Annotated in this window: 21 protein-coding genes and 1 riboswitch; of the genes, 20 read left to right on the top strand and 1 reads right to left on the bottom strand. The window is 38.7% G+C overall.

Features of this window, described 5'->3' with window-relative positions; translation table 11 throughout:
* The first annotated feature begins 69 nt into the window (after positions 1-69).
* Positions 70-465, top strand: a complete 396-nt coding sequence (locus COE25_RS20375) for a cupin domain-containing protein (RefSeq protein ID WP_098933909.1) — start codon at positions 70-72, stop codon at positions 463-465.
* Between the two features lie 108 nt (positions 466-573).
* On the opposite strand, the gene COE25_RS20370 is transcribed toward COE25_RS20375, so the two are convergent.
* A complete protein-coding gene (locus COE25_RS20370; protein ID WP_098933908.1) occupies positions 574-1,962 on the bottom strand; it encodes an aminotransferase-like domain-containing protein in 1,389 nt (462 codons plus the stop codon).
* Between the two features lie 223 nt (positions 1,963-2,185).
* Between COE25_RS20370 and azlC the strand changes: the two genes are divergently transcribed.
* From azlC to COE25_RS20270, 19 genes are all read left to right on the top strand, one after another.
* Entirely contained in the window at positions 2,186-2,929 is a 744-nt protein-coding gene (gene azlC, locus COE25_RS20365) for an azaleucine resistance protein AzlC (protein ID WP_098933907.1), read from the top strand.
* Positions 2,926-3,258 carry a branched-chain amino acid transporter permease gene (locus tag COE25_RS20360; RefSeq protein WP_098933906.1) on the top strand — a complete coding sequence of 111 codons (333 nt, stop codon included), beginning with the start codon at positions 2,926-2,928 and terminating at the stop codon, positions 3,256-3,258. The genes azlC and COE25_RS20360 overlap by 4 nt, the downstream gene beginning before the upstream one ends.
* A 152-nt stretch (positions 3,259-3,410) precedes the next feature.
* A complete protein-coding gene (locus COE25_RS20355) occupies positions 3,411-3,782 on the top strand; it encodes an iron chaperone (protein ID WP_098933905.1) in 372 nt (123 codons plus the stop codon).
* 400 nt (positions 3,783-4,182) lie between these two features.
* Complete coding sequence (locus tag COE25_RS20345; protein WP_098933904.1) at positions 4,183-4,974, top strand: class I SAM-dependent methyltransferase; 792 nt, start codon at positions 4,183-4,185, stop codon at positions 4,972-4,974.
* A gap of 181 nt (positions 4,975-5,155) precedes the next feature.
* On the top strand, positions 5,156-5,605 hold the full coding sequence (locus COE25_RS32345; protein ID WP_098933903.1) for a CBO0543 family protein: 450 nt from the start codon (positions 5,156-5,158) through the stop codon (positions 5,603-5,605).
* Positions 5,606-5,702: 97 nt separating this feature from the next.
* Positions 5,703-6,728: a threonine aldolase family protein gene (locus COE25_RS20335; RefSeq protein WP_098933902.1), complete on the top strand. Its 1,026-nt coding sequence runs from the start codon at positions 5,703-5,705 to the stop codon at positions 6,726-6,728.
* A 95-nt stretch (positions 6,729-6,823) separates the two neighbouring features.
* Positions 6,824-6,904, top strand: a riboswitch (ZMP/ZTP riboswitch).
* A 183-nt stretch (positions 6,905-7,087) separates the two neighbouring features.
* Positions 7,088-8,287: a phosphoglycerate dehydrogenase gene (locus COE25_RS20330; RefSeq protein WP_098933901.1), complete on the top strand. Its 1,200-nt coding sequence runs from the start codon at positions 7,088-7,090 to the stop codon at positions 8,285-8,287.
* 214 nt (positions 8,288-8,501) lie between these two features.
* Entirely contained in the window at positions 8,502-9,629 is a 1,128-nt protein-coding gene (locus COE25_RS20325) for a GerAB/ArcD/ProY family transporter (protein ID WP_098934043.1), read from the top strand.
* A complete protein-coding gene (locus COE25_RS20320) occupies positions 9,595-11,055 on the top strand; it encodes a spore germination protein (protein ID WP_098933900.1) in 1,461 nt (486 codons plus the stop codon). The genes COE25_RS20325 and COE25_RS20320 overlap by 35 nt, the downstream gene beginning before the upstream one ends.
* On the top strand, positions 11,052-12,203 hold the full coding sequence (locus COE25_RS20315) for a Ger(x)C family spore germination protein (RefSeq protein ID WP_098933899.1): 1,152 nt from the start codon (positions 11,052-11,054) through the stop codon (positions 12,201-12,203). Before COE25_RS20320 ends, COE25_RS20315 begins: the two co-directional genes overlap by 4 nt.
* 479 nt (positions 12,204-12,682) lie before the next feature.
* The gene (locus tag COE25_RS20310) at positions 12,683-13,741 is read left to right on the top strand and encodes an LLM class flavin-dependent oxidoreductase (protein ID WP_098933898.1); all 1,059 of its coding nucleotides are present in this window, start codon (positions 12,683-12,685) and stop codon (positions 13,739-13,741) included.
* A 411-nt stretch (positions 13,742-14,152) separates the two neighbouring features.
* Complete coding sequence (gene ssuE, locus COE25_RS20305; protein WP_098933897.1) at positions 14,153-14,710, top strand: NADPH-dependent FMN reductase; 558 nt, start codon at positions 14,153-14,155, stop codon at positions 14,708-14,710.
* 54 nt (positions 14,711-14,764) lie between these two features.
* Positions 14,765-15,787, top strand: a complete 1,023-nt coding sequence (locus COE25_RS20300; RefSeq protein ID WP_098933896.1) for an LLM class flavin-dependent oxidoreductase — start codon at positions 14,765-14,767, stop codon at positions 15,785-15,787.
* 22 nt (positions 15,788-15,809) lie between these two features.
* Positions 15,810-16,079 (top strand): glutaredoxin family protein, encoded by a 270-nt coding sequence (locus COE25_RS20295; protein WP_098933895.1) that lies wholly within the window; start codon positions 15,810-15,812, stop codon positions 16,077-16,079.
* An 82-nt stretch (positions 16,080-16,161) separates the two neighbouring features.
* Complete coding sequence (locus COE25_RS20290) at positions 16,162-17,496, top strand: LLM class flavin-dependent oxidoreductase (protein WP_098933894.1); 1,335 nt, start codon at positions 16,162-16,164, stop codon at positions 17,494-17,496.
* A gap of 16 nt (positions 17,497-17,512) precedes the next feature.
* Positions 17,513-19,162 carry an ABC transporter substrate-binding protein gene (locus COE25_RS20285; RefSeq protein WP_098933893.1) on the top strand — a complete coding sequence of 550 codons (1,650 nt, stop codon included), beginning with the start codon at positions 17,513-17,515 and terminating at the stop codon, positions 19,160-19,162.
* A 39-nt stretch (positions 19,163-19,201) separates the two neighbouring features.
* Complete coding sequence (locus tag COE25_RS20280) at positions 19,202-20,116, top strand: ABC transporter permease (protein WP_098934042.1); 915 nt, start codon at positions 19,202-19,204, stop codon at positions 20,114-20,116.
* A gap of 32 nt (positions 20,117-20,148) precedes the next feature.
* Positions 20,149-21,039, top strand: a complete 891-nt coding sequence (locus COE25_RS20275; protein WP_098933892.1) for an ABC transporter permease — start codon at positions 20,149-20,151, stop codon at positions 21,037-21,039.
* Positions 21,040-21,052: 13 nt separating this feature from the next.
* Complete coding sequence (locus COE25_RS20270; protein ID WP_098933891.1) at positions 21,053-23,080, top strand: ABC transporter ATP-binding protein; 2,028 nt, start codon at positions 21,053-21,055, stop codon at positions 23,078-23,080.
* Positions 23,081-23,165: the final 85 nt, after the last annotated feature.

Here is a 23,165-nt window from a genome sequence, read left to right as displayed (position 1 = left end):
AATACACTTGGATAGGAAAAATCAAAGTTAAAACAACTATAATAATCAAAAGAAAGTAGGCATTAAAATATGGTAAATGAACAATTAAGCAATAGCACCATCTTTCCATTGGGACAAAAAGTAGAATCAAACTTTATTGGTGATGCATTTTTACAAATGGTGTTTACCGATCCAACGCCACTAAATGCACCAATCGGGAATGTAACCTTTGCTCCAGGAGCTCGTAATAACTGGCATTCTCATAAAGTTGGACAAGTTTTGTTAGTTACTGGTGGTGAGGGTTGGTATCAAGAAGAAGGAAAACCAGCTCAATTACTCAAAACGGGTGATGTGGTGAATATTCCTCCGAATATGAAACATTGGCATGGTGCAACAAAAGACAGTTGGTTTGTACACTTAGCAATTACACCAGGAGAAACGGATTGGTTTGAATCTGTAGATGATGAATGGTTTAATACGTTGTAAAACTAACGCATCGAGTCAGTTGACTAGGGGGCGTTAATTAAAGAGAACGTGCTTCGATTGTAAAAAAAAACGGATGATTTTTCTCATCCGTTTTTCATTTTGTTCGAATTAATTGAGATACTGTCTTAATATACTTAATCCTATTTTTAACTCATCTAATGAGTTTGTGGAAGCTAGTGCAATACGCAAATACTTATCAGGGGTGGTCTGCCCACTTAAAAAACGATCAGAATGAAAAACTCTAATACCTTGTCTTTTCAAATCCGATTCTAGCTGAAAGGCATCGTTAAATCCTTGAATTGGAAGCCAACGATAAAAACTAAGAGGATGTCCAACATTCTTCTTTATAGGAAAATATTCCGAATAAATATCATTAACAGTCAGTGCAAGCAGTTTCTTATGAGAAACAATTTCATGAGCCTTCCCTGATAAGATAAGCTCTGTAATTACCTCTGCGTCTAAAGATGAGGTTTTTACATTGATGTTAAAAATAGCCCGCTGAATTTTCTCACGTAATGCATCCCCATAGACCATATAGGCAACTCTTAAGCCAGAACATATGGACTTAGAGGTGCCGCAAATATAAATGCTCTGTTCTGGAAGTGAATTGAACATTGGCTTCTGGTAATCGGAGATCATACCTGCCGTCAGAAAAGCATGAATATCATCCTCAATTAAAATTAAACGATGCTTACTGATGACCGCAGCTAATTCTTGCTTTCGAAACTCTGGAATCATCACTGTGGTAGGATTACAGCAAGAGGGCATTAGGAAAATGCCGTGAATATTTATTTGGCTGCACTGCTTTTCAAGTTCGTCTGGTAACATCCCAAACTCGTCTCCGAGAATGGGGACTAACTGAATATGGAACATTTTTGCTAATTCAATAAAATTCGAATACGTGTATAAATCGGTGGCAATTCTATTGCCAGGCTCAAACAAAGCGGCCAAGGCAATTGCCAGTGCATTTTGGGCACCAGAAACGATTGCTATATGCTCATGGTCCGTGTGAATTCCGTAAGATTCCATCCAGTTTAGAGCTGCCGTTTTTTGATGTAGGATACCTGTCGGCTCGTTGTAATTTAATAGCTGTTCTAGATAACTTTTGTTCACAACCTTTTGAATAGCCTCTGTTACGCTAGCATTGGTTTGCTCAAACGATGCCACAAATCCGAGCTCAATGAGGTTTGCTGTTTTATCAGCGGAAATGGTTATAGAACGGGCGGCATTTGGAGCTACAAATGTTCCACTTCCCGTAACGGCATAAATCAATCCCTTTACCTCACATATTTTGTAGGCACGGGTAATTGTGGTGAAGTTTAAGTCAAGAAAATCCGCTAATTCTCGTTGCGGAGGTAACTTCGTCCCAGGTGCCAAAAAGCCATTAATAACATCCTGTTCAAGTAGTAACGCAAGAGATTTATAAAAAGGACGATTTAAGGCTTTCTTATCAGGTTTCCAAGACATTGGATAATTTTCAAATGAATTGATTGGCATAGATCACCTCTAATATATGTGTTCCATACAATCATATCATTTTTGTATGGAATTATTATAATGAAATCGGATCGTTTGGAAAGGTGAATACACGAGTTTGTTTTATTAGAAAAAAATCACTTTGTACCCCCGTTTTGATAAAAGGGGGTATTTTCTATGTAGGGATAATTGTAATCCATACAATTATCTTGTTTTTTGTATGGATTTTGTATGTTAAATTTAAATAAATTTAGCAATTGAGGATGTGAATCATTTGAAAAAAAGAAATCAAATATGGATTGCATTTCGTGCGGCTTTTCCATATACAGTCCCCATTTTTGCTGGATTTGTATTCTTGGGAATCGCATATGGCATCTATATGAATTCATTAGGTTTTCGTGCAATTTACCCGATTCTGATGAGTCTATTCATATTTGCTGGATCAATGGAGTTTGTGGCAGCCAATTTATTGCTTGTCGCTTTCAATCCGATTAACGCCCTTTTTCTAACTTTAATGGTAAATGCACGACATTTGTTTTACGGCATATCCATGCTGGATAAGTATAAGGGAATTGGAAAAAAGAAGCTCTACATGATTTATGGGCTTTGCGATGAGTCTTTTTCTATTAATTGTACCGTTGATATTCCGAAGAATGTAGACAAGGGCTGGTTTATGTTCTTTGTGACACTACTCAATCATTCTTATTGGGTCATAGGTTCAGCAATTGGCGGCATTTCTGGATCTCTTGTCAAGTTCAACACAGAAGGGCTCGATTTTGTTATGACTGCTCTATTTGTAGTCATTTTCATTGAACAGTGGATGAAAGAGAAAAAGCACCACAGTGCTCTCATCGGTGTTGGGCTTTCAACTGTCAGTCTCTTTATTTTTGGCGGAGACCACTTCATTATCCCTGCGATGTTTGCCATTCTTGGGTTACTGACCCTCATTAGAAAGCCTATGGAGAAAGTTGAGGTTAGCACCATATGACAATGAGTTTAACACAACAGATTATTACGATTGCTATGGTGGTTTTGGGCACAGTGCTTACAAGGTTTCTTCCATTCATCGTTTTCCCATCGGGTAAGCCTACACCGCAGTATGTACAGTATCTCGGTAAAGTACTGCCAGCAGCAGTAATTGGGCTTTTGGTCATTTATTGTTTTAAGGACGTGAGTTTAGTTTCTGGAAGTCACGGTTTACCTGAATTGATTGGGGTAGTAGTAGTGGCGTTGCTTCACTTATGGAAGAAAAACATGCTCCTGTCTATAGCTGGTGGAACGATTGTATATATGATTTTGGTTCAATTGGTGTTTTAATCCACCACGTATTACTATTTCTTCAATCTATGGTGGAGGAAGTTTATGGAAGAAGGAGATTGTGTATTATCTGTAGAAGTTTAAACAGTTACAAGCGAATGGGTTTGAGGAATTTCTCTGAAGGAATACCTTTTATTTTAGGAGGGAACAACATGGAAGTTTTTGCTGAATATTTAGCGCATATTGATAACCCGCAACATCGGGCCCGAACGGAAGAAGTTTTGGCTTGGGTAACTAAGAAATTTCCAAATTTAATGCCAAAAGTTGCGTGGAATCAGCCTATGTTTACCGAACACGGCACATTTATTATTGGCTTTAGCGTAGCCAAACATCATTTGGCTGTTGCCCCTGAAATGGCAGGGATTAATCATTTTTCTGATGAAATTGTGCAGGCTGGCTATGATCACACCAAGCAGTTGGTACGTATCCATTGGGATAGTCCGGTTGATTTCTCATTACTTGAGAAAATGATCGAGTTTAATATTTTGGATAAGGCAGACTGTTCAACTTTTTGGCGGAAATAATTCTAAGCGTATAAGCAACCACTTTGGGAATTAGGTATTTCGCTTTCGGCTTATGGTGTTCTCTCAAGAGGTTTATTGAGCGGCACATGGTCAAAAGATCGGGTTCTAGGTTTGGATGATAAACGCAGTAATGGCCGGAGAATACTACCCGGTACCACGGAAAAAATGGTTCTTTTAACAAATTTTTAATGAAGCAAAGGTTGTTAAAATGAAGAATGACTAATTTCTTGTTTAACTAACTGGGTGCTTCAACACAGTAATAAATAAAATTAATAAGCCTAAAATATGCAAGTTTTATACACAACTTGCATATTTTAGCTTTTTTTTATACATAAAACATGATTTTAAGCTAAGTTTAAAGTGAGTTAATCCATAGGTCTGACATTCTAAAGCCTTACAAATGGCCTCTAAAGTTGATAATCGAATCGCTTTTGCTGCCAGTGAGAAGAATCCAGAAATACTGTACGACAAAGAAGCGATAGAGATTATTAGAGGTTGCGACTTTGATTTTACTGAAATAGCGAAGACTTTTGGTGAATACGGTGGCATAAGCTATATAGTACGTGTGCGAAAAATAGACGATACCATCCGAGCATATATAGAAAAACATCCTAGGGCTACTATTGTAAACATCGGTGCGGGACTTGATACTACTTTTTCAAGAGTGGATAATGGGACAATTAACTGGTATAACCTTGATCTACCCGATGCGATAGCTTTTCGCAAAACTCTGATTGCAGATTCTCAGAGAAACGTCTGCATTGCTAAATCATTTTTTGACGTTTCTTGGTTTGATGACGTGATATTTAATGAAGAAGGCGGCATTCTGTTTATAGCTGCTGGAGTTTTCTACTATTTTCAGGAAAGTCAGCTCAGAAAAAGTTTTCAGGAAATGGCAATTCGCTTTCCAGGGGGCGAGTTGTACTTCGATGCAGAATCAAAATTTATGTTAAAGACTTCAAATCGAACAGTGGAAAAGACGGGGAACAAAGGTGCAAAAATGTATTTCTACGTTAACAATCCCAAAGTACTTGAAGACTGGTCGTCTAAAATTAAGGTATTATCTTGCGAATCGTACTTTAAAGGTATAGTCGCAAGTAAGAATTGGGAAAGTGGAACTCGCCTCATGATGAGGGTAGTTGATTTATTTAAGATGTTGAAGTTTGTTTATTTGCGTTTTGAGAGAAAGTAAAATGATTGAATTTTGCCATATCCTAATCCATTAAACAAGTTAAATAAAAAGCAATATAGAATGTTAAAAGAGACCCTCAGAGGTCTCTTTTATTTTGAATTTCTTTCATAGAATAGACGAAACCAAATTTTGGAATACTGTGGGTAGAAAGTAAAGCCAGATATAAGGAAGGAAATTTATAATGTGGATCCTAATTTTTATCATATTTATTATCTTTAATATAATTTCCTTTTTTGTTCCAAAAAGGATAGGCAGAATTGAGATTTATGCCACTTGTTTTTTTGCTTATGCATACGGAATGACGACTGACATGGTGCTCGATATACATTATCACCTTTATGGTTATTTTGAAAAGGGTTTTCAATGGAAAGCTTTACTTGGGATCTTTCTATACTTTCCTTCCATTAGCTTTTTATTTCTTAATTATTATCCGTCAAAAAGAAAAATAGCATATAAAGCAATTTATATTATCCTTTGGTCCATATTCTCAGTGATTTTTGAATGGTTCACCGTGCAAACTGAATTTTTTTATTATAGTGGATGGAAACTTTGGTATTCTGCAGCAGTATATCCGTTCATCTTTTTAATTCTTGTAATTAACATGAAATTTGTTCAAAGACTAATAAGGTAATTACCGTTTTTATCCTCTAATTACCCATCTTTCTTTAAGAAATATGTTAGGATGGACATGAAGTTACACTAATAAAAAATTAGATGGGGGCAATCTGATGTATAGCTTTAAGAACGATTACAGCGAAGGCGCACATCCTAGAATATTAAATGCTTTAATAGAATCCAATCTTGTCCAAGAGGATGGCTATGGGGAGGATCAATTTTCCCAAAAAGCGGTTGAACTGTTAAAGGAGAGAATGGGACGGACAGACGTTGATATTCACCTCTTATCAGGCGGAACACAAACAAATCTAATTGCGATTTCTGCTTTCTTAAGACCGCATGAAGCAGCAATGGCAGCGAGTACTGGCCATATTTTGGGGCATGAAACGGGAGCCATTGAAGCGACAGGACATAAAGTACTATCAATTGAAACAGTGAACGGGAAACTTACCCCATCTGATGTGCAAGCGGTACTTGACGGTCATCCAGATGAGCATATGGTCAAGCCTAAGCTGGTATACATATCAAACTCCACCGAAATTGGCTCAATTTATAACCGGAGTGAACTCGTGCAGTTAAGTGATTTTTGTAAAAAAAACCATCTCATATTGTATATGGATGGTGCAAGGTTAGGCTCAGCGCTTTGTTCAACAGAAAATGATCTTCAGTTAAGTCATCTGCCAACACTTGTGGATGCCTTCTATATCGGGGGAACAAAGAATGGGGCACTTATTGGTGAGGCTTTGGTGATTTGCAAGGATTCTCTTAAGGAGGATTTTCGATACCATATGAAGCAAAAGGGCGCACTCCTCGCAAAAGGGAGACTTTTGGGCACCCAGTTTCTTGAACTATTCAGGGACAATTTGTTCTTTGATTTGGCCGCGCATGCTAATAAGATGGCTACCATACTTAGAGATGAAATCAGCAAAGCAAATATTCCGTTTCTAACCCATTCTCCATCGAATCAAATCTTTCCGATTTTACCAAATGCGCTGATTACGGAATTAGAGAAACATTATGCCTTTCATATTTGGGAAAAGGTCGATACCGATTACTCGGCGATTCGACTTGTAACATCCTGGGCAACAAAAGAGGAAGAGGTAACAGCTTTTCTTGAGAATTTGAAAAAATTAATGTAGGAAGCGGAAAATTTTCTGAACACAAACTACAAAAAAATAATGCCTTTTCTAGCTTGATTATTGTAAGAAAATTTGATATAGTAAGAGAAATTAAAAAGACGATGTGTAACTGGCGAAACACGGATTACCGTGAGGGAGCACATAATGTCTCGTAGCCGTTCGCCTGGGCAGAGGTAGGGAATTATTCCTTACCTCTTTCTGTTTATAGGAGGGGATATTTCAACCGGCTATGAGCCAAGATTACTTTAATATTTTAAAAATCAAGTAGATACAGATTTTAATAAAATTTGACCCTTTCAGCTTGCTTAATGAATTTAGGAAATTTCAAACTATCATATAAGAATAGAGGAGATTACAAGATGAGCACAACAACATTAGACAAAATGAAAACAATCAAAACCTTAAACAATATTGCAGAGAGCGGGCTAAATGTATTCAATAAGGATAATTTTACGATTGACAATGACAGTGAAAATCCTGATGCGATTGTTGTGCGTAGTTTTAATATGCATTCACTAGAATTGGGTCATAATGTAAAGGCCATTGCACGTGCCGGAGCGGGTGTTAATAACATTCCGGTTGAAAAATGTACAGAACAGGGAATTGTGGTTTTCAATACCCCTGGTGCGAATGCTAATGCTGTAAAAGAAATGGTTCTTACTACATTGATGGCTTCATCCCGAAACCTTTTTGACGGCATAGCATGGACTAAAGCCTTAGAAGGCCAAGGTGACCAAGTTCCGAAGCTAGTTGAAGCAGGTAAGAAACAATTCGTTGGAAAAGAAATTAAGGGGAAAACGCTGGGAGTAATTGGTTTAGGCGCAATCGGAGCACTTGTAGCGAATGATGCCCTAGATTTAGACATGGACGTAATTGGTTTTGACCCGTTCATTTCTGTTGATACAGCTTGGAATTTGTCCCGAAATGTACAGCGCGCGATGACGATTGAACAGTTGTTTGCTAATTCTGATTATATTACTGTTCACGTTCCATTAACCGATGACACAAGAGGAATGTTTAACCAAGCAACCTTTAGCATTATGAAGTCTGGAGTTCACATTTTGAATTTCTCACGCGGAGAGCTTGTGAATGAAACAGATATGGCAGCAGCGCTTGAAGGCGGCAAGGTTGGTAAGTATATTACAGACTTCCCAAATGAAAATGTATTGAAAATGAAAAATGCAATTCCAATCCCTCATCTAGGTGCATCTACGCAAGAATCAGAGGAAAACTGTGCAATTATGGCTGCTCGCCAGGTGAAGAATTTTCTGGAAACCGGAAATATCAAAAACTCAGTGAATTTTCCGAACGCATCCATACCTTATACAGGAAAAAAACGTGTGGCAGTATTCCATAAAAACGTTCCAAACATGGTTGGACAGCTTACACTAGCTATTTCAAGCTATAATTTAAACATCGCAGACATGATTAATAGAAGCCGTGGGGAATATGCTTATACGATGATTGACATTGACAATAAAGTAAATGGCGATATCATTCCTGGATTGCAAGAAAAAATCGATCAAATCGGTGGAATCGTAACCGCACGTATTATATAAACAAAAAAGTTCAAGGTCCCATNNATGGGACCTTGAACTTTTTTTATTTCTGATATTTTTCTTTTGAGCTGACCGTTGCAGTTGTAATCTTGGAAAGGATCAAAAATCAAATCGTTGAATGATTCCGTATATCGTGAGCCGATTAACCTTGAAAACATATATTTTTCTTTATTGGTGATAATAATACCTAAAATGAGAAAAATCGGTGATCTTAATGCAAAACTTAATTAAAATCCTCCTTCCAAGGCAATTATTATTGTTGCTTATCCTTTCGACAGGTTTACTAAATCATGTCCTTCTTATCCCCAATTTGCTTACGGCAGCTGGAAGAGACAGTTGGCTAAGTGTCATTGTGGCATATCCGATTGCTCTTTTCTTTCTATGGCTGGTGTATTTTATTGTAAAAAACAGTCCAAATGAAGGTTTCTTTTCTATGATTCGACAGCGTCTCGGAAGGACTTTTTCTACCGTTTTTTCGATTCCTGTCATCCTATTTTTATTCACAAGCTCTTATGTAACTTTTAGGGACTTAATGATCTGGTTAAAGGCCTATTTTCTCGCGGATGCTTCTGTTTTTATGATTAATTTTATTTTGATTTTAGTCTGTTTTTTAATCACACTAGCTGGGGTCAAGAGCATGGCTATATCTAGCGGTTTTTTACTACCGCTTGTGGTGTTATTTGGCATATTAATTGCAATTACAAACACGAGCTTAAAGGACCCGAGCTTATTATTTCCTGTGTTTGCAGACGGCTATTCTCCTCTTATTAGAGGGGGAATATATGTTCTATCAGGACTTCTTGAGATTTACATGGTTATCTTGTTGCAGCCATTTTCACAGGAACCTATTAAATTTAAACAGTTGTTTATTTTATTGACTTTTTTAACAGGCTTAATCTTAGGGCCTCTTTCTGCATCAATTATGGAGTTTGGACCTACTGAAGCAATTCACTTTCGGTATCCAGCTTATGAACAGTGGCGTGTATTAAGCATTGGGGAATATATATCACATCTAGATTTTTTTGCTTTATATCAATGGCTTAGCGGTGCGTTGATTCGAATTGGTTTATTCATGTATCTTTTAGGTACATTTTTTACTAATAAAAAGAAACATTATAGACTGAACCCAAAGCTTGTTGGTGTCATGTATCTCTTTTTGTTCGGCCTGATGACAATAAAAGTCGAGACATATTATTTCTATGATGCCATATATAAATACTTTCTGCCGGCTAGTATGGCATTTTTTCTTTTTCAAATCCTGCTATCAGCCATAATTATAAAAGTATTAAAGAAATGGGATGAAAAACATGGTAAGAAAAATATTCTCGAATCCACTTCATAAAGGAAGGTTAAAGGAAAAAGCCGATAACCTAAAAATACAATTTAAGAAAAGTCAAGACCTACGATTTATAGAGCACAATACAGAAATGGAAACATTTGAAATTATCTATTTTGAAAGCTTAGTTGATATACATTATTTAGATCAATATATTTTACCTAAACTCAGCGGTAATAAAGAAGATTCTATCAAGAAAAAGCTGAAAACCTTATTTCAAGCAGATGATGTAAGTTTGAAATCCTTAGACGATTTATCAAATTTACTTTTTGATGGAAATGTCTTATTTTTATTCAGTGATTCGTTTTTAAGTATTCAGGCAGGATACTTTCCTATGCGGCAACCTGAAGAATCAGCGATTGAGAGCTCAATAAGGGGTCCTAAGGATGGTTTTGTGGAGGATCTAAAGACAAATATCTCCTTAATAAGACGAAGACTTAACACCTCGTCTTTATGTTTAGAGAAATATACGATTGGTAAAAGAAGTAGAACAAAAGTAGTACTCATGTATATAGATGATTTAATTGATCAGCGAGTTTTAGATGAAATCCATAAAAGGTTAGAAAAAGTAGAACTGGATATCTTGACGAGTATTCATGAACTTGAATCATATGTTCGTGATAGACCGTATTCCATCTTCCCGAGTACGGACTATACGGGTAGACCTGACTTTATTGTTCAAGCGCTGAATCAAGGCCGGTTTGCTCTCATAGTTGATGGAAATCCTACAGTCTCTTATGCACCGGTCAATTTATTATTGCAGATTAAATCACCTGAGGACAATTACATAAGCTATGCTTATGTATCACTAGAAAGAATTATCAGGATGATAGGTTTGATCGTATCTGCTTTTTTACCTGGTGCATGGATAGCATTTTCTGCCTATAATATTGAACAGGTTCCCTACTTACTGGTTGCGACTATTACAATCTCGCGTTTTGGGCTGCCCATTTCTTCACCACTTGAAATGTTTATTGTTCTATTTTTGTTTGAGATATTTAATGAAGCTGGGGTACGCTTGCCAAGAGCAATTGGGCAAACCGTCGCTGTTTTAGGTGGCTTAATCGTAGGGGATGCTGCGATTCGGGCGGGGTTAACATCACCGACCATGCTGGTAGTAGCGGCGATTACCTACATCTCGTCTTTTACGTTGGTGAATCAAACTTTAAGTACGGCTTGTACCATCTTAAGATTCACGATTATCTTAATGGGTACCTTATTTGGATTATTCGGAGTCATTATTGGCTTTATTCTAACGGTTTTTTACTTTTCAACCCTTTCTTCCTTTGGGTCTCCATACCTAGGCTCTCTTTCGCCAATCAATCTAAAAGGAATGATTAAGTCATTCCTTAGGGCTCCAAGGCAATTTTATAAGTCAAGAACAACCTTAACCAGTCCAGATGATCCAACAAGGGGTGGAAATCAATCATGAAAAGGAAATGGATGATTTCTTTTTTAGCCGGTTGTCTGATTCTTTCCGGTTGTTCAGGTTTAAAAAATATTCAAGATTTAACCTATGTTGTGGCAATTGGTATGGACTATGATGAAGAAAAGAAGGAGTATATCGCGTATCTTCAATCCTTAAATTTCGCTAATGTAGCAAAGGTAGAAGGAGGTAAACCTACTGAACCCATCCCGATTTTTATTGCATCAGCAACTGGAGAAACACTAAATTTAGCTGTGGGTAACCTTTATAAAAAGTCGGAGCCTCCTTTATTTTTTGGCCACGTAGAAACATTTGTTTTAAGTCAAAGAATAGTCAGGAATCATTTTAAGGAAGTAATGGTAGAAATAGGAAGAAATCGTTCACTCAGGCATACTATACGAGTCATGACAACGGATGAAAATATAAGCGAAATATTTAATATAAAAGCATTATTTAATTATCCAGCAATATACACGGTTCTTTTTAGAAAGGAAAAGAACGAAGTGTATCAAAATCAGATCAAGCCTATGGCATTAATGGATTTTTTAAGAGCCTATTATGAGCCTATGGGGGTGGCTAAACTACCTAATGTAAAAATTGACTCTCAAACCTGGAAGGCTGACGGAAAGTACCCCATTGTATTTTTCAATGGATATGCGATTTTTCAACAGCAAAAATTTATTAAAGTCCTTCCATTCAAGGACGCTGTTTATACTAATTGGTTATTAGAAAAAAAGGTTTCTTTAAATCAAAGAGTAGATGAAGAGGGAAAGCTTGTAGCAGCAGTGAAGCTAGCCACTCCAAAAATGAAGGTAAAATACAAGAAGGGAACGACTACCCCAAAGTTTGCTATAGAATTAACTGTACCAGTAGATTTGATCGAAAAAATCAAAGATATTCCCGAACAGAAATTAGAGAAATTAGTTGAAGAAGATATAAAAAGAAAACTTACTTCCATTTATAAAAATGGAGTGAAAAATAAAACAGATATACTAAATGTTGGTGAAAAGTGGTATAGAAAACACCCGAAGCAATATAGGGAATTAAAAAAATCTAACGGCTTTTATTTAGATAAAGACTCCTTAACGAATGTAAAGGTTAAGGTGCAAATATTTCATTTTAATACCTATAAGTATGAACAGAGAGTCGATTAAGGCTTCTTACCCCACTCTTAATAACAAACAGCAATTGAAAGCTCGCCAATTGGCGAGTTTTTTATTCTAGTGACTAATAAAGATGCAGATTTATTAAATAATAAGTCAAGTGGGAATTAATAAAAAAATTTATCTAAAAATTCAAAGTAATGGATTGACAACAACACTAATTAAGATTTATAGTGTATTCAACAGTTAGTATCTTAATACCAAGTAAACCAGTAGGTGAAATAGGAGTTCGTGTTTAAGTTAGATAATGAGACCTCTTCTCAGCAGCAAAAAATTTAATGAAAATTGTACTTATGAAAATATGTAAGCTTTGCTTTTGTTGGAGTTTTACCTATTATTGTAAAAGCCGATTGGACTACCAAAGGCTCCTGTTATTAACAGGAGTCTTTTTTATTGGTTTTGGTGATGAAAGTACTATAAAGGGCAGATAAACCCAGAAAAAACAAGAGTGCATTGGAGGTCTTAATATAGTGAAATTCGCATTGTTTACCCTTATGATGAATGAACCCAATGCGGTAACCGGTGTATCACTGACTGCTCAGCAGAAATTTCAAAATGTAGTCAATCAGGCAATTTTAGCAGAGAAACTAGGCTTTGATGCCTATGGTGTTGGAGAGCGTCATGGAACACCATTCCTTTCCTCATCACCAGCTGTAGTATTGACGGCTATTGCTGGAAAAACTTCACGCATTCGGTTATTGACGACAGTATTAGTTCTAAGTGTTCTGGATCCCATTCGTGTGGCAGAGGATTTTGCGACACTAGATCACCTTTCAGGAGGGAGGTTAGAGTTGATTATCGGGAAAGGCAACGATCCTCGTCATTATCCGCTTTTTGGAATAACCGAGGAGGAGCAATGGGATTCGCTTGAAGAGCGATACGAATTACTAAAGCGCTTATGGAATGAGGAGAACGTAAGCTGGGAGGGGCGCTACCGAACATCATTAACCAATGTCACGACACAACCGAGGCCTTTTCAAAAGGGCATTCCAATATGGCATGGGAGCGCATCAAGTACGCGTTCTACTGAATTGGCCGCAAAATATGGGGATCCTATTTTCTCATCCAACACTTTTCATCCCCAAGCCAAGTATAAAGCGTTAATTGATCATTATCGTGAGCGGTTGGCTTACTATGGTCACGATCCTAAGAAAGCAATCGTTGGATCGGGTGCTAGCAGTCTATATATTGCCAATACTGCTGAGGAGGCAATCAACCGTTTCCGAGCTTACTACAATGCTTTTCATGATACAGAAGCAGCGAAGCATAATAACTCGCCTTTTAAAGATCTTGAAGATAATATAGCAAATGGGCCAGTCTTGGTTGGTAGTGCAGAGCAAGTAATCGAGAAAATCTTAAACTACCATGAGGCATATGGAAATCAGGTATTAAGCATCAGTGTTGATGGCTTAACGGAATCAGAACAGCAGGAACAATTGCATAGATTTGCAACAGATGTGGCACCAGTGTTGCGGCGGGAGAAACCCAGCACCGTTTGGGAACAAACCAGTGAAGTGGCTGCCACCTAATATATCTAACATGGCTTATTTATACAAGGAATCCCATGAATCGAGATCCAGTGGTATGGATCGATAAATTAAAATAAGATTGCGCCGATTGGTCTACCAAAGGCTCCTGTTAAAAAAACAGGAGCTTTTACTTTTTTAACTCACTATTGCACACGAGATAAGTCGGGTTAGTTTTTCTAAAAAGGTTGTGTAAAAAGTCATTATTGAATTTATAGCCATGTTGATTGGAGCGGAAGGCGCGAAGACTCCTGCGGGAGGACGGGGCAGGGGAGACCCCGCAGGCGCTTAGCGCCGAGGAGGCTCACCGGACCGCCCGCGAACCGCACGCGCCTGGAGCGGAAATCAACAACTAGGTTTAACAGAGATTTTAGAAAAGATATCAATTTACACATAAGAAAGGGAGTAACAAAGATGAGTAAAATAACGATTATTTCGGGAAGTCCTTCTGAACATACGAGATTAAATGGGGCATTGGATTATGTTGTAGAGTTTTTCGAGGGAGTGAATCATTCTCCTGAAATCATCCATATCCGCAATCTTCCAGCAGAGGATTTAATTCAAGCGAGATTTGACAGCGCAGAAATAATTAAGGCAAATAAAAACGTCGAAGATTCATCTATTATTGTAATTTTAACGCCGGTTTATAAAGCATCATTTACCGGGGTCTTAAAAACTTATTTGGATCTTCTGCCACAAAATAGTTTGGTGAATAAAACGATTTTACCCATTGCCATTGGAGGATCGATCGGACATCTCCTTATGATTGATTACGCACTAAAACCAGTGCTCGCATCCCTCGGAGCTACCCACATCTTAAAAGGGACTTATATCGTAGATAGTCAAGTAAAAAAACTAGTGAATAATCGTTATGAACTTGATGGAGAAGTTGAAAAACGATTAGATACTGAATTAAATACGTTAAAGCCTTCCTTGTTATCTGATAAAGGAGTGATCAGCTCGATCATTTAACCACTTAAGCATCTTGGATTTAATAGATATTTATTTTACTAGGAGGGGATCCTTTTGGGATTGAAACTTAGCATTTTGGATCAAAGCGTCATTGCTGAAAATGAAACTGCCTTTGACGCCTTTAACCATACAATTGAATTAGCACAACGGGCAGAGGAGTTGGGTTATCAACGCTTTTGGGTATCTGAGCACCATAATGCTGAGAAATTAGCAGGATCAGTTCCAGAAGTATTAATAGCCCATCTTCTCGCAAAAACGAAACAAATTCGAATTGGCTCAGGAGGTGTGATGCTCCAGCATTACAGTCCTTATAAAGTGGCCGAAACCTTTAATGTATTAGCTTCATTATCACCTGGGAGAGTGGATTTAGGGTTGGGGAAAGCACCCGGAGGGCTTCCGTTATCAACAAAAGCCCTTCAGCAGGATTTTGATGGAAATCCAAAAGAATTATGGGAAAAGCTGGTCGACCTTAAAAAGTTTATCTCTGACACGCTTGAACCATATGATCCGTTTTATGGACTTAAAGCTGAGCCGGTTCCACCAACGCCACCCGAACTATTCTTATTGGGAGCAAGTGCCTCAAGTGCGAAACTCGCTGGTGAATTAGGATACTCTTTTGTATTTGCTCAGTTCATTAATAGTGAGGAAAGGATTCTTAATGAAGCTTTTGACGAGTTCAGCCATTTGCAGAAACGGAAAAAGTTACAGTCCCTTTCTTTTATTCTAGCACTCTCTGTTATTGTGGCTGATACAGAGGAGGAAGCAAAGGAACTCGTGGCTAATTCTAAAATCGTCAAAGTGCATCTTAAGAGTGGCAAGACCGTTACTGTAGGGAGCGTGGAGCAAGCAGAACTGTTTGCGAAGCAGGCGAATGAAAGCTATCAACTAGAAATACAAGAAGCAAACATCCTATATGGTTCAAAGGAAACAGTGAGAGAAAAACTTCTTCACCTCCAAAATATATACGATTTGGAAGAAGTTATTGTCGTGATACCTGTTCAAAATTTTGAGAAGAGACTTAAATCATACGTACTCTTAAGCGAGGCATTTTCGGAAATATCTGTTCCAGTGAAATAATAAAATTTAGGAGGAAATTGTCATGTCAAATCCATTATCAGTTGTTGTGTGGTCAAAACAAGGTTGTCACTATTGTTTAGAGGTTAAACAATTTTTAGAAGAAAAACAAGTGAATTATCAAACGGTTGATGTGACTAATCACGATGAATACCGCGATATATTAGAGGTTAAATATGGGATTCGTCATGTACCAGTGGTTGAAATTGGTCAAGACGGCATTTATCAAGGGGTAACCGAGGTGGGGATCAACCATCTTGAAAAGGTATTAGCTCCATTTTTACAGAACCGTTGAATTTTTTTGATTAAAACCAACTAAATTTATAGGATTAATTGGATTGATTTCTAAGAATAAGAGAATGAGAGGGGAAATGGTTATGTCAGAACAAAGAAAATTAAGATTTGGAACGATAATTCATGGAGTAGGCGGCAATATTTCAGGCTGGAGACATCCAGAAGTTCCATCAGATGCGAGTGTAAACTTTGAATATTATAAAGCTCAAGCACAAAAATCGGAAGAAGGAAAATTTGATTTTGTTTTCATTGCAGATGGTTTGCATATTAACAAGAACTCTATTCCTCACTTCTTAAACCGTTTTGAGCCTATTACTATTCTATCTGCTTTGGCGGCTGTCACCTCACGTATTGGTCTTGCGGGAACACTGTCTACTTCGTACAGTGAACCGTTCAATGTTGCACGGCAGTTTTCGTCATTAGACCACATCAGTGGAGGACGTGCAGGTTGGAATGTGGTGACCTCACCACTAGAAAAAACGGCATTAAACTTCAGTAAGACGATTGAAGGGCATCCTGACCATCCAAAACGATATAAAATTGCCGCTGAATATATTGATGTTGCGAAAGGCTTGTGGGATTCGTGGGAAGATGACGCATTTGTCCGGGACAAAGAAACGGGTGTGTTTTTTGATCCAGAAAAATTGCATGAATTGAATCACAAAGGTGAATTTTTCTCTGTATCAGGTCCGCTGAATATTGCTCGATCAAAGCAAGGGCGCCCGATTATATTTCAAGCTGGATCATCAGAAGATGGCAAAAATCTGGCCGCAAAAGAAGCGGATGCAGTGTTCACAGGGCATCCATCATTAGAGGAGGCACAGAAATTTTATCAAGATGTGAAGGGCAGGGCAGCATCTTTTGGTAGAAATCCAGACGAAATTCTCATTTTGCCTGGTATTGGGCCCATCATCGGTCATACAGAGGAAGAAGCAGAGCAAAAGTATCAAGAAATTGCTAACCTAGTGACAATCGAAAAGGCACTTGCCTATTTGGGGAGATTCTTTGAGCACCACGATTTCTCTCAGTATGAATTAGATGAACCCTTTCCTGAATTAGGAGATTTAGGAAGTAATAGTTTTAAGAGTGGCACAGATCGGATTAAACAAGAAGCAAAAGAGAAGAACCTGACACTCAGACAAGTGGCACTCAGTTCAGCGACAACTAGAACTCCATTTATAGGCACCCCAGAACAGGTAGCGGATCGTATTCAAGAGTGGTTTGAAGGACGCGCTGCCGATGGATTTATTATCGGTACAAATATCCCGAGCGATTTAACAAATTTTATCGATTATGTCGTCCCAATTCTTCAAAACCGGGGTCTTTTCAGAACGGAATATGAAGCAGACACTTTACGAGGAAATCTTGGTCTGCCTTATCCAATCAATCGATATGCAAAAGAAACAATAAAAAAATAATTGGGGTGAATCGGAAATGAAGTTATTAGCAAATTGGACGAAATTATTCACGATTACATCGGTTCTTGTACTCCTATTAGCGGGTTGCTCCAGTGGTGCAAGTACGAGCAGCAGCAATGAAACCAACGGCAAGAATAAAGGGAAGGCGCCTATAGGTGGAGAGCTTACATATGCATTGGCTACTTCACCAGATTCGCTGGATCCTCATCGCAGCGGTTTAGCGGTAGCGGTTCGTGCATTTAGAACTATTTTTGATAGTTTAGTTGTGCTAGCACCGGACAATACGATTCAACCATGGCTCGCAACAGAATGGACTGTATCGGATGATGGAAAAAGCTATACCTTTAAGCTGCGCAAGGATGTGAAGTTTCACGATGGGACACCCTTTAATGCCGAAGCTGTGAAATACAATTATGACCGGATCATTGATCCCAAAACAAAAGCGGCCAATGCGTTAGCGTTAATCCAACCATATGAATCATCAGAAGTCATTGATGAGTATACGATCAAAATTAACCTTTCCACCCCTTCTACATCGTTTTTAAGTAATCTCAGTCAAGGTTTACTAGGGATTGTATCGCCAACAGCGGCAGAGAAATATGGAGATCAATTTGGTAAAAATCCAGTAGGAACGGGACCGTATAAATTTGTCAGTTGGACAGAAAATGCAGACATTCAAGTGGAGAAAAATAATGAATACAAATGGGCTCCATCTATCGTAGAAAACAAAGGTGCTCCTAAGATAGATAAAATTACTTTTAAAATTATCCCAGAGGAAGCAACTCGAATTGGCAGTGTACAAAGTGAGCAAGTTCTCGCAGCCGAAACGGTACCGCCACAAAATATTCTTTCGTTAAAAAATGATCCAAAAACTCAATTGCTCCAAGTGAATACACTCGGGCTTCCGTATACGCTCTTTTTCAACCAAAGGAAAGAACCTTGGAATGATGTAAAGGTTCGGAAGGCAGTGCAGCTAGCGGTTGACGTGGATGCGATTGTTAAAACGCTCTACCTAAACACGTATGCAAGAGCTTGGTCACCACTTTCACCAGGAATATTAGGGTACGATCAATCGCTAGAAGGCAGTGTAAAGCCGGATATTAAAAAGGCAAATAAACTCCTTGATGAACTTGGCTATGAAAAAGGAGCAGATGGGATTCGAGTAAAAGACGGCAAGAGATTGGCATTGAATTATGTTGATGGGTCTCCTAACCGGGAGAAACGAAATGATATCGCTATAATCATTCAACAACAATTGAAAGAGATCGGAATTGCAGTGGAAATTAATATTACCAAAGATGTTGCCTCAGTCGTCTATCAAAACGCGGACTATGATTTGTATGGAAATAGCCAAGTAAATTCCGATCCAAATGCGCTGCGTGCCATATATCATACACAAACTCCAGAACAGGAGGCGGCCTTTAAAGGGTTAGGTGGAGGATCAAACCCAGAATTGGATCAATTATTGGAACAAGGAACAATAGAATCGGATTCAACAAAAAGGGAAGAAATCTATAAAAAAGTGCAGCAAAAAATTATTGAAGAGGCATGGATTTTACCTATTTATGTATTCCCGTACACAGTTGCTGCATCAAAGAAGGTAAATGGAATTGGATTTGATGCATTAGGTTATCCATTGTTTAACGATGTAACGATTGGAAAATAAAGAGTAGAGGAGCTGATATATGTGGCATTAGTCAATAAGATGATTTTAAAAATCTCGACTGCATTTGTATCGATTATAGGCTCCTTAATCCTTGTCTTTTGCATCAACTATTTGCTTCCGGGGGATCCAGTACTCTCTATGATTGATCCCTCTGTTGCAACACCCGAAATGGTTGAAAATTTGCGCAAGGAATTGGGGCTCGATCAACCGTTTTACATGCAATTTATCCACTATTTTACCAATATTCTTCAAGGAGACTTCGGACAATCGTTAATGAATAGCGAACCAGTCCTTCCTAAGATTTTAGAACATTTTCCTGCAACACTCGCATTAACCTTTGCTAGCGCGGTTATTTCTGTTGTGATTGGGGTTGCGTTCGGGGTGTTTTCAGCGATTTATCAGAATAAGTGGATGGATCTCATCGCTCGTTTAATTGGATTATTTGGAATTTCCATGCCAACATTTTGGTCAGGAATCTTACTCATTCTTATATTTTCAGTCTCATTGAACTGGTTTCCTGCTATGGGGTCAGAGGGGTGGAAAACCATCGTGCTGCCATCACTTTCACTTGGTTTTGTCGGGGCAGGATTAATTATTCGGATGGTTCGAAATAGTATGCTGGAAGTGATTAATGAGCAATTTATTGTCACGCTGCGTGCGAAAGGTCTATCAGAACGGGTCGTCATGTATCGTCATGCCCTTCGTAACGCACTTATTCCAGCTATTACGATTATTGGTCTGAATATCGGAGAACTGATGGCTGGTACAGTGGTAATTGAAACCGTATTTTCAAGACAAGGAATTGGGAGAATTGTGGCCGATGCGATCATGGCGAAAGATCTGCCTGTGATTCAAGGTGTTGTCTTCTTTAGCGCCATAGTCTATGTGATTGTCAATCTATTAGTGGATCTTTCGTATTCAATTATTGACCCACGAGTACGCAGGTCTCAGTAAAAGGCAGACCATCAAAAAAAGGGGTGATGACGATGAGAGAAGTGACGAATACCAAAGCAGTACTAAAGATACCAAAATGGAATTTTGCCAAATATAAAACAAACTTTTCCGTATCGAACCTATTTATCTATGTTTCTGGTTTTATTGTGTTCTTCATTATTGCTTGTGCGCTATTTCCTAAATGGATCGCACCTTATTCACCAACATTTATGAACACTGAACTTATATTAAGTGCCCCAAGTGCAGCCCACTGGTTTGGGACAGATTATTTTGGGAGAGATGTGTTTAGTCTTGTTGTTTATGGGAGCGGGGATTCGCTCATTATTGGTGCTGCTTCAGTAGTTATTGGAGGATTAATAGGTGGGGCGATAGGTGCTCTTGCGGGATATATTGGTGGTTTAATTGATGTCATTTTTATGAGGTTTATCGAAATCTTGATGACGATTCCTGGTATTCTTCTGGCATTAGCCATTGCTGCTGTGCTCGGACCAAGCTTGTTTAATATTGTCTTAGCTGTTGCGGCTGCGTCTATCCCGGGGTATGCCCGTGTGATGAGAGGACAAATGATGAGTATTAAAAAACGTCAATATGTGGATGCCTCTCGATCGATTGGTACGCCTAAATGGCGGATTTTTCTTTGGCATATATTGCCGAATTCTTGGTCACCACTGTTAGTCATGGGGACAATTGGTCTGGGAACATCCATTTTAGTGGGTTCAGGATTAAGCTTTCTTGGACTTGGCGTGATCAAAGAAATCCCTGATTGGGGGGCACTTCTTTCCCAGGGAAGAGGTTACTTAACAGTGGGTTGGTGGATCTCCACATTTCCTGGGCTAGCGATTACTCTTTTTGTCCTTTCGGTAAATATTATTGGAGATAAACTTCGGGATATTTTTGATCCGAAAACAAGCAGAATGAGATGAAGGAGAGTAAAAGATGGAGAAGCTGCTAGATATTCAGAATTTGAAAGTGGATTTCACGAATAATTATGGAGACCTTACAGCCATTAAAGATGTGTTTTTGCATATTCACCAGGGTGAAACTGTCTGTATAGTAGGTGAATCAGGAAGTGGCAAAACGGTTACATCCAAAACGATCATGAGACTGATTGATTATGAAAATGGAAAGATAACAGATGGAAGTATCGTACTAAATGGTATTGATCTGACACATCTACCTCAAAAAAAGCTTCGTTCCATTCGCGGGAAAAAAGTGGCGATGATTTTTCAAGAACCAATGGCCGCTTTCGATCCTGTTTTTACGATTGGAAGCCAGATTATTGAAACGATCCTTGAAAATAAGCAATCTAGTAAATCAGAAGCGAAGGCACGCGCGCTCTATTTACTGAAGCAGGTGGGTATATCGGATGCAGAAATGAGGATGAAACAATACCCCAATGAGTTGTCTGGAGGTATGTTGCAGCGGGCCATGATTGCCATGGCATTGGCCTGTGGTCCCGACTTACTGATTGCAGATGAGCCAACGACAGCACTCGATGTCACCATACAAGCACAAATCCTTAGGCTTCTTCAAGAGTTAAAAGAAGAGTTTGGAATGTCGATTCTCTTAATTACCCATGATATGGGAGTTGCTGCAGAAATGGCCGACCGGATTATTGTGATGTATGCGGGAAGAATTGTTGAGCATGCGGACGTCAAACAATTGTTCGAGTTGCCACACCATCCATATACCTTTGGGTTGTTGCAATCGATTACGACAATGGATAGTGATCGAAGTAAAAAACTTTATTCCATTAAAGGGTCTATTCCAGGGTTATCCCAATTACCTTCTGGATGTCAGTTTCATCCACGCTGTCCGTTTGCAACTGCACGCTGTTCTGTCGAATCACCTCCATTGTTAGAAGTGAATGGCCGCCAAACCGCATGCTGGCACGCAGAGGATCTAGTCATAACAGATAATTGGAAACAGCCTAGAGTAGAAATTAACACAGACGTATGGTCTGAAAAAGAAGTAGTTCAAACCGGATCAGAACAAACCCGTCAACCGTTGTTTACTATTCAAGAATTGAGCAAATTTTATCCGATTGGCAAGCGTGTATTTTCGCGAAATCCTTCCCATGTAAAAGCAGTCGATAAGGTTTCCTTTACGATCGAAAAAGGGGAGACTTTTGGACTTGTGGGAGAATCTGGAAGCGGAAAGTCCACCTTAGGGCGAGTTCTTTTACAGCTAGAGAAAGCAACTAGTGGAAAGGTATTTTTTCAAGAACAGAATTTGTCAGCTCTTGGTGCGAAAGAATTACGTGAAATGCGGAAGGATATGCAGGTGATTTATCAAGATCCGTACGGTTCAGTAAACCCTCGTTGGAAAGTAGGAGACATTATCGGAGAACCTCTTCGAGTCCATGAATCACTTAGTGAGAAAGAAAAGGAGGCGAGAGTCCGAGCGTTATTAGATGTAGTTGGATTAAATAAAAATGGCTACAATCAGTATCCACATGAATTTTCAGGAGGACAGCGTCAACGGATTGCGATAGCAAGAGCCATCGCACTTAATCCTCAGTTTATTCTAGCAGATGAAGCGGTTTCGGCGTTAGATGTGTCTGTACAGGCTCAAATTGTAAATTTATTACAAAATTTACAGCGTAAGCGGGATTTAACCTATCTATTTATTACGCACGGTTTAAATATCGCTCGTCATATATCTGATCGCATTGGTGTGATGTATTTGGGTCAATTGGTTGAGATTGCAACGAGTGAAGAAATGTTCTTGCATCCTGCCCACCATTATACAAAAGGGTTAATTGACTCGATACCCCATGCCGACCCAACCCGTCCTAGAGAAAGAATTTCCATTCAGGGGGAAATCCCATCTCCTGCTAATCCTCCAACAGGATGCCGTTTTCATACTCGTTGCCCAGCAGCGACTGCCCGGTGTCGGGAGGAACAGCCCCTATTTAGGGAAATTGCTTCAGGGCATTGGGTTGCTTGTCATGATCCAGTCTAGTTTTACTAGACTAACAAGTGTATTTTTTCGCAATAAAATAAATCTTTTGATAGGACCGCATTAATACTTAAAAGGAGGATATTCA

Origin of the sequence: Bacillus sp. AFS031507 (genome assembly GCF_002584635.1) — a bacterium.
GTDB lineage: Bacteria > Bacillota > Bacilli > Bacillales > Cytobacillaceae > Neobacillus.
The sequence above is the reverse complement of the archived record's forward strand: the minus strand, read 5'-3'. Positions and strand labels throughout refer to the sequence as shown.

Bases quoted from the DNA above. Each gene is read 5' to 3' on its own strand.
- COE25_RS20375 (WP_098933909.1), top strand. From the start codon at position 70: ATGGTAAATGAACAATTAAGCAATAGCACCATCTTTCCATTGGGACAA.
- COE25_RS20370 (WP_098933908.1), bottom strand. From the start codon at position 1,962: ATGCCAATCAATTCATTTGAAAATTATCCAATGTCTTGGAAACCTGAT.
- COE25_RS32345 (WP_098933903.1), top strand. From the start codon at position 5,156: ATGTGGATCCTAATTTTTATCATATTTATTATCTTTAATATAATTTCC.
- COE25_RS20295 (WP_098933895.1), top strand. From the start codon at position 15,810: ATGTCAAATCCATTATCAGTTGTTGTGTGGTCAAAACAAGGTTGTCAC.
- COE25_RS20275 (WP_098933892.1), top strand. From the start codon at position 20,149: ATGAGAGAAGTGACGAATACCAAAGCAGTACTAAAGATACCAAAATGG.
- COE25_RS20325 (WP_098934043.1), top strand. From the start codon at position 8,502: ATGCAAAACTTAATTAAAATCCTCCTTCCAAGGCAATTATTATTGTTG.
- COE25_RS20320 (WP_098933900.1), top strand. From the start codon at position 9,595: ATGGTAAGAAAAATATTCTCGAATCCACTTCATAAAGGAAGGTTAAAG.
- COE25_RS20270 (WP_098933891.1), top strand. From the start codon at position 21,053: ATGGAGAAGCTGCTAGATATTCAGAATTTGAAAGTGGATTTCACGAAT.
- COE25_RS20280 (WP_098934042.1), top strand. From the start codon at position 19,202: ATGATTTTAAAAATCTCGACTGCATTTGTATCGATTATAGGCTCCTTA.
- COE25_RS20330 (WP_098933901.1), top strand. From the start codon at position 7,088: ATGAGCACAACAACATTAGACAAAATGAAAACAATCAAAACCTTAAAC.
- COE25_RS20285 (WP_098933893.1), top strand. From the start codon at position 17,513: ATGAAGTTATTAGCAAATTGGACGAAATTATTCACGATTACATCGGTT.
- COE25_RS20335 (WP_098933902.1), top strand. From the start codon at position 5,703: ATGTATAGCTTTAAGAACGATTACAGCGAAGGCGCACATCCTAGAATA.
- COE25_RS20355 (WP_098933905.1), top strand. From the start codon at position 3,411: ATGGAAGTTTTTGCTGAATATTTAGCGCATATTGATAACCCGCAACAT.
- COE25_RS20345 (WP_098933904.1), top strand. From the start codon at position 4,183: ATGGCCTCTAAAGTTGATAATCGAATCGCTTTTGCTGCCAGTGAGAAG.
- COE25_RS20290 (WP_098933894.1), top strand. From the start codon at position 16,162: ATGTCAGAACAAAGAAAATTAAGATTTGGAACGATAATTCATGGAGTA.
- ssuE (WP_098933897.1), top strand. From the start codon at position 14,153: ATGAGTAAAATAACGATTATTTCGGGAAGTCCTTCTGAACATACGAGA.
- COE25_RS20315 (WP_098933899.1), top strand. From the start codon at position 11,052: ATGAAAAGGAAATGGATGATTTCTTTTTTAGCCGGTTGTCTGATTCTT.
- COE25_RS20360 (WP_098933906.1), top strand. From the start codon at position 2,926: ATGACAATGAGTTTAACACAACAGATTATTACGATTGCTATGGTGGTT.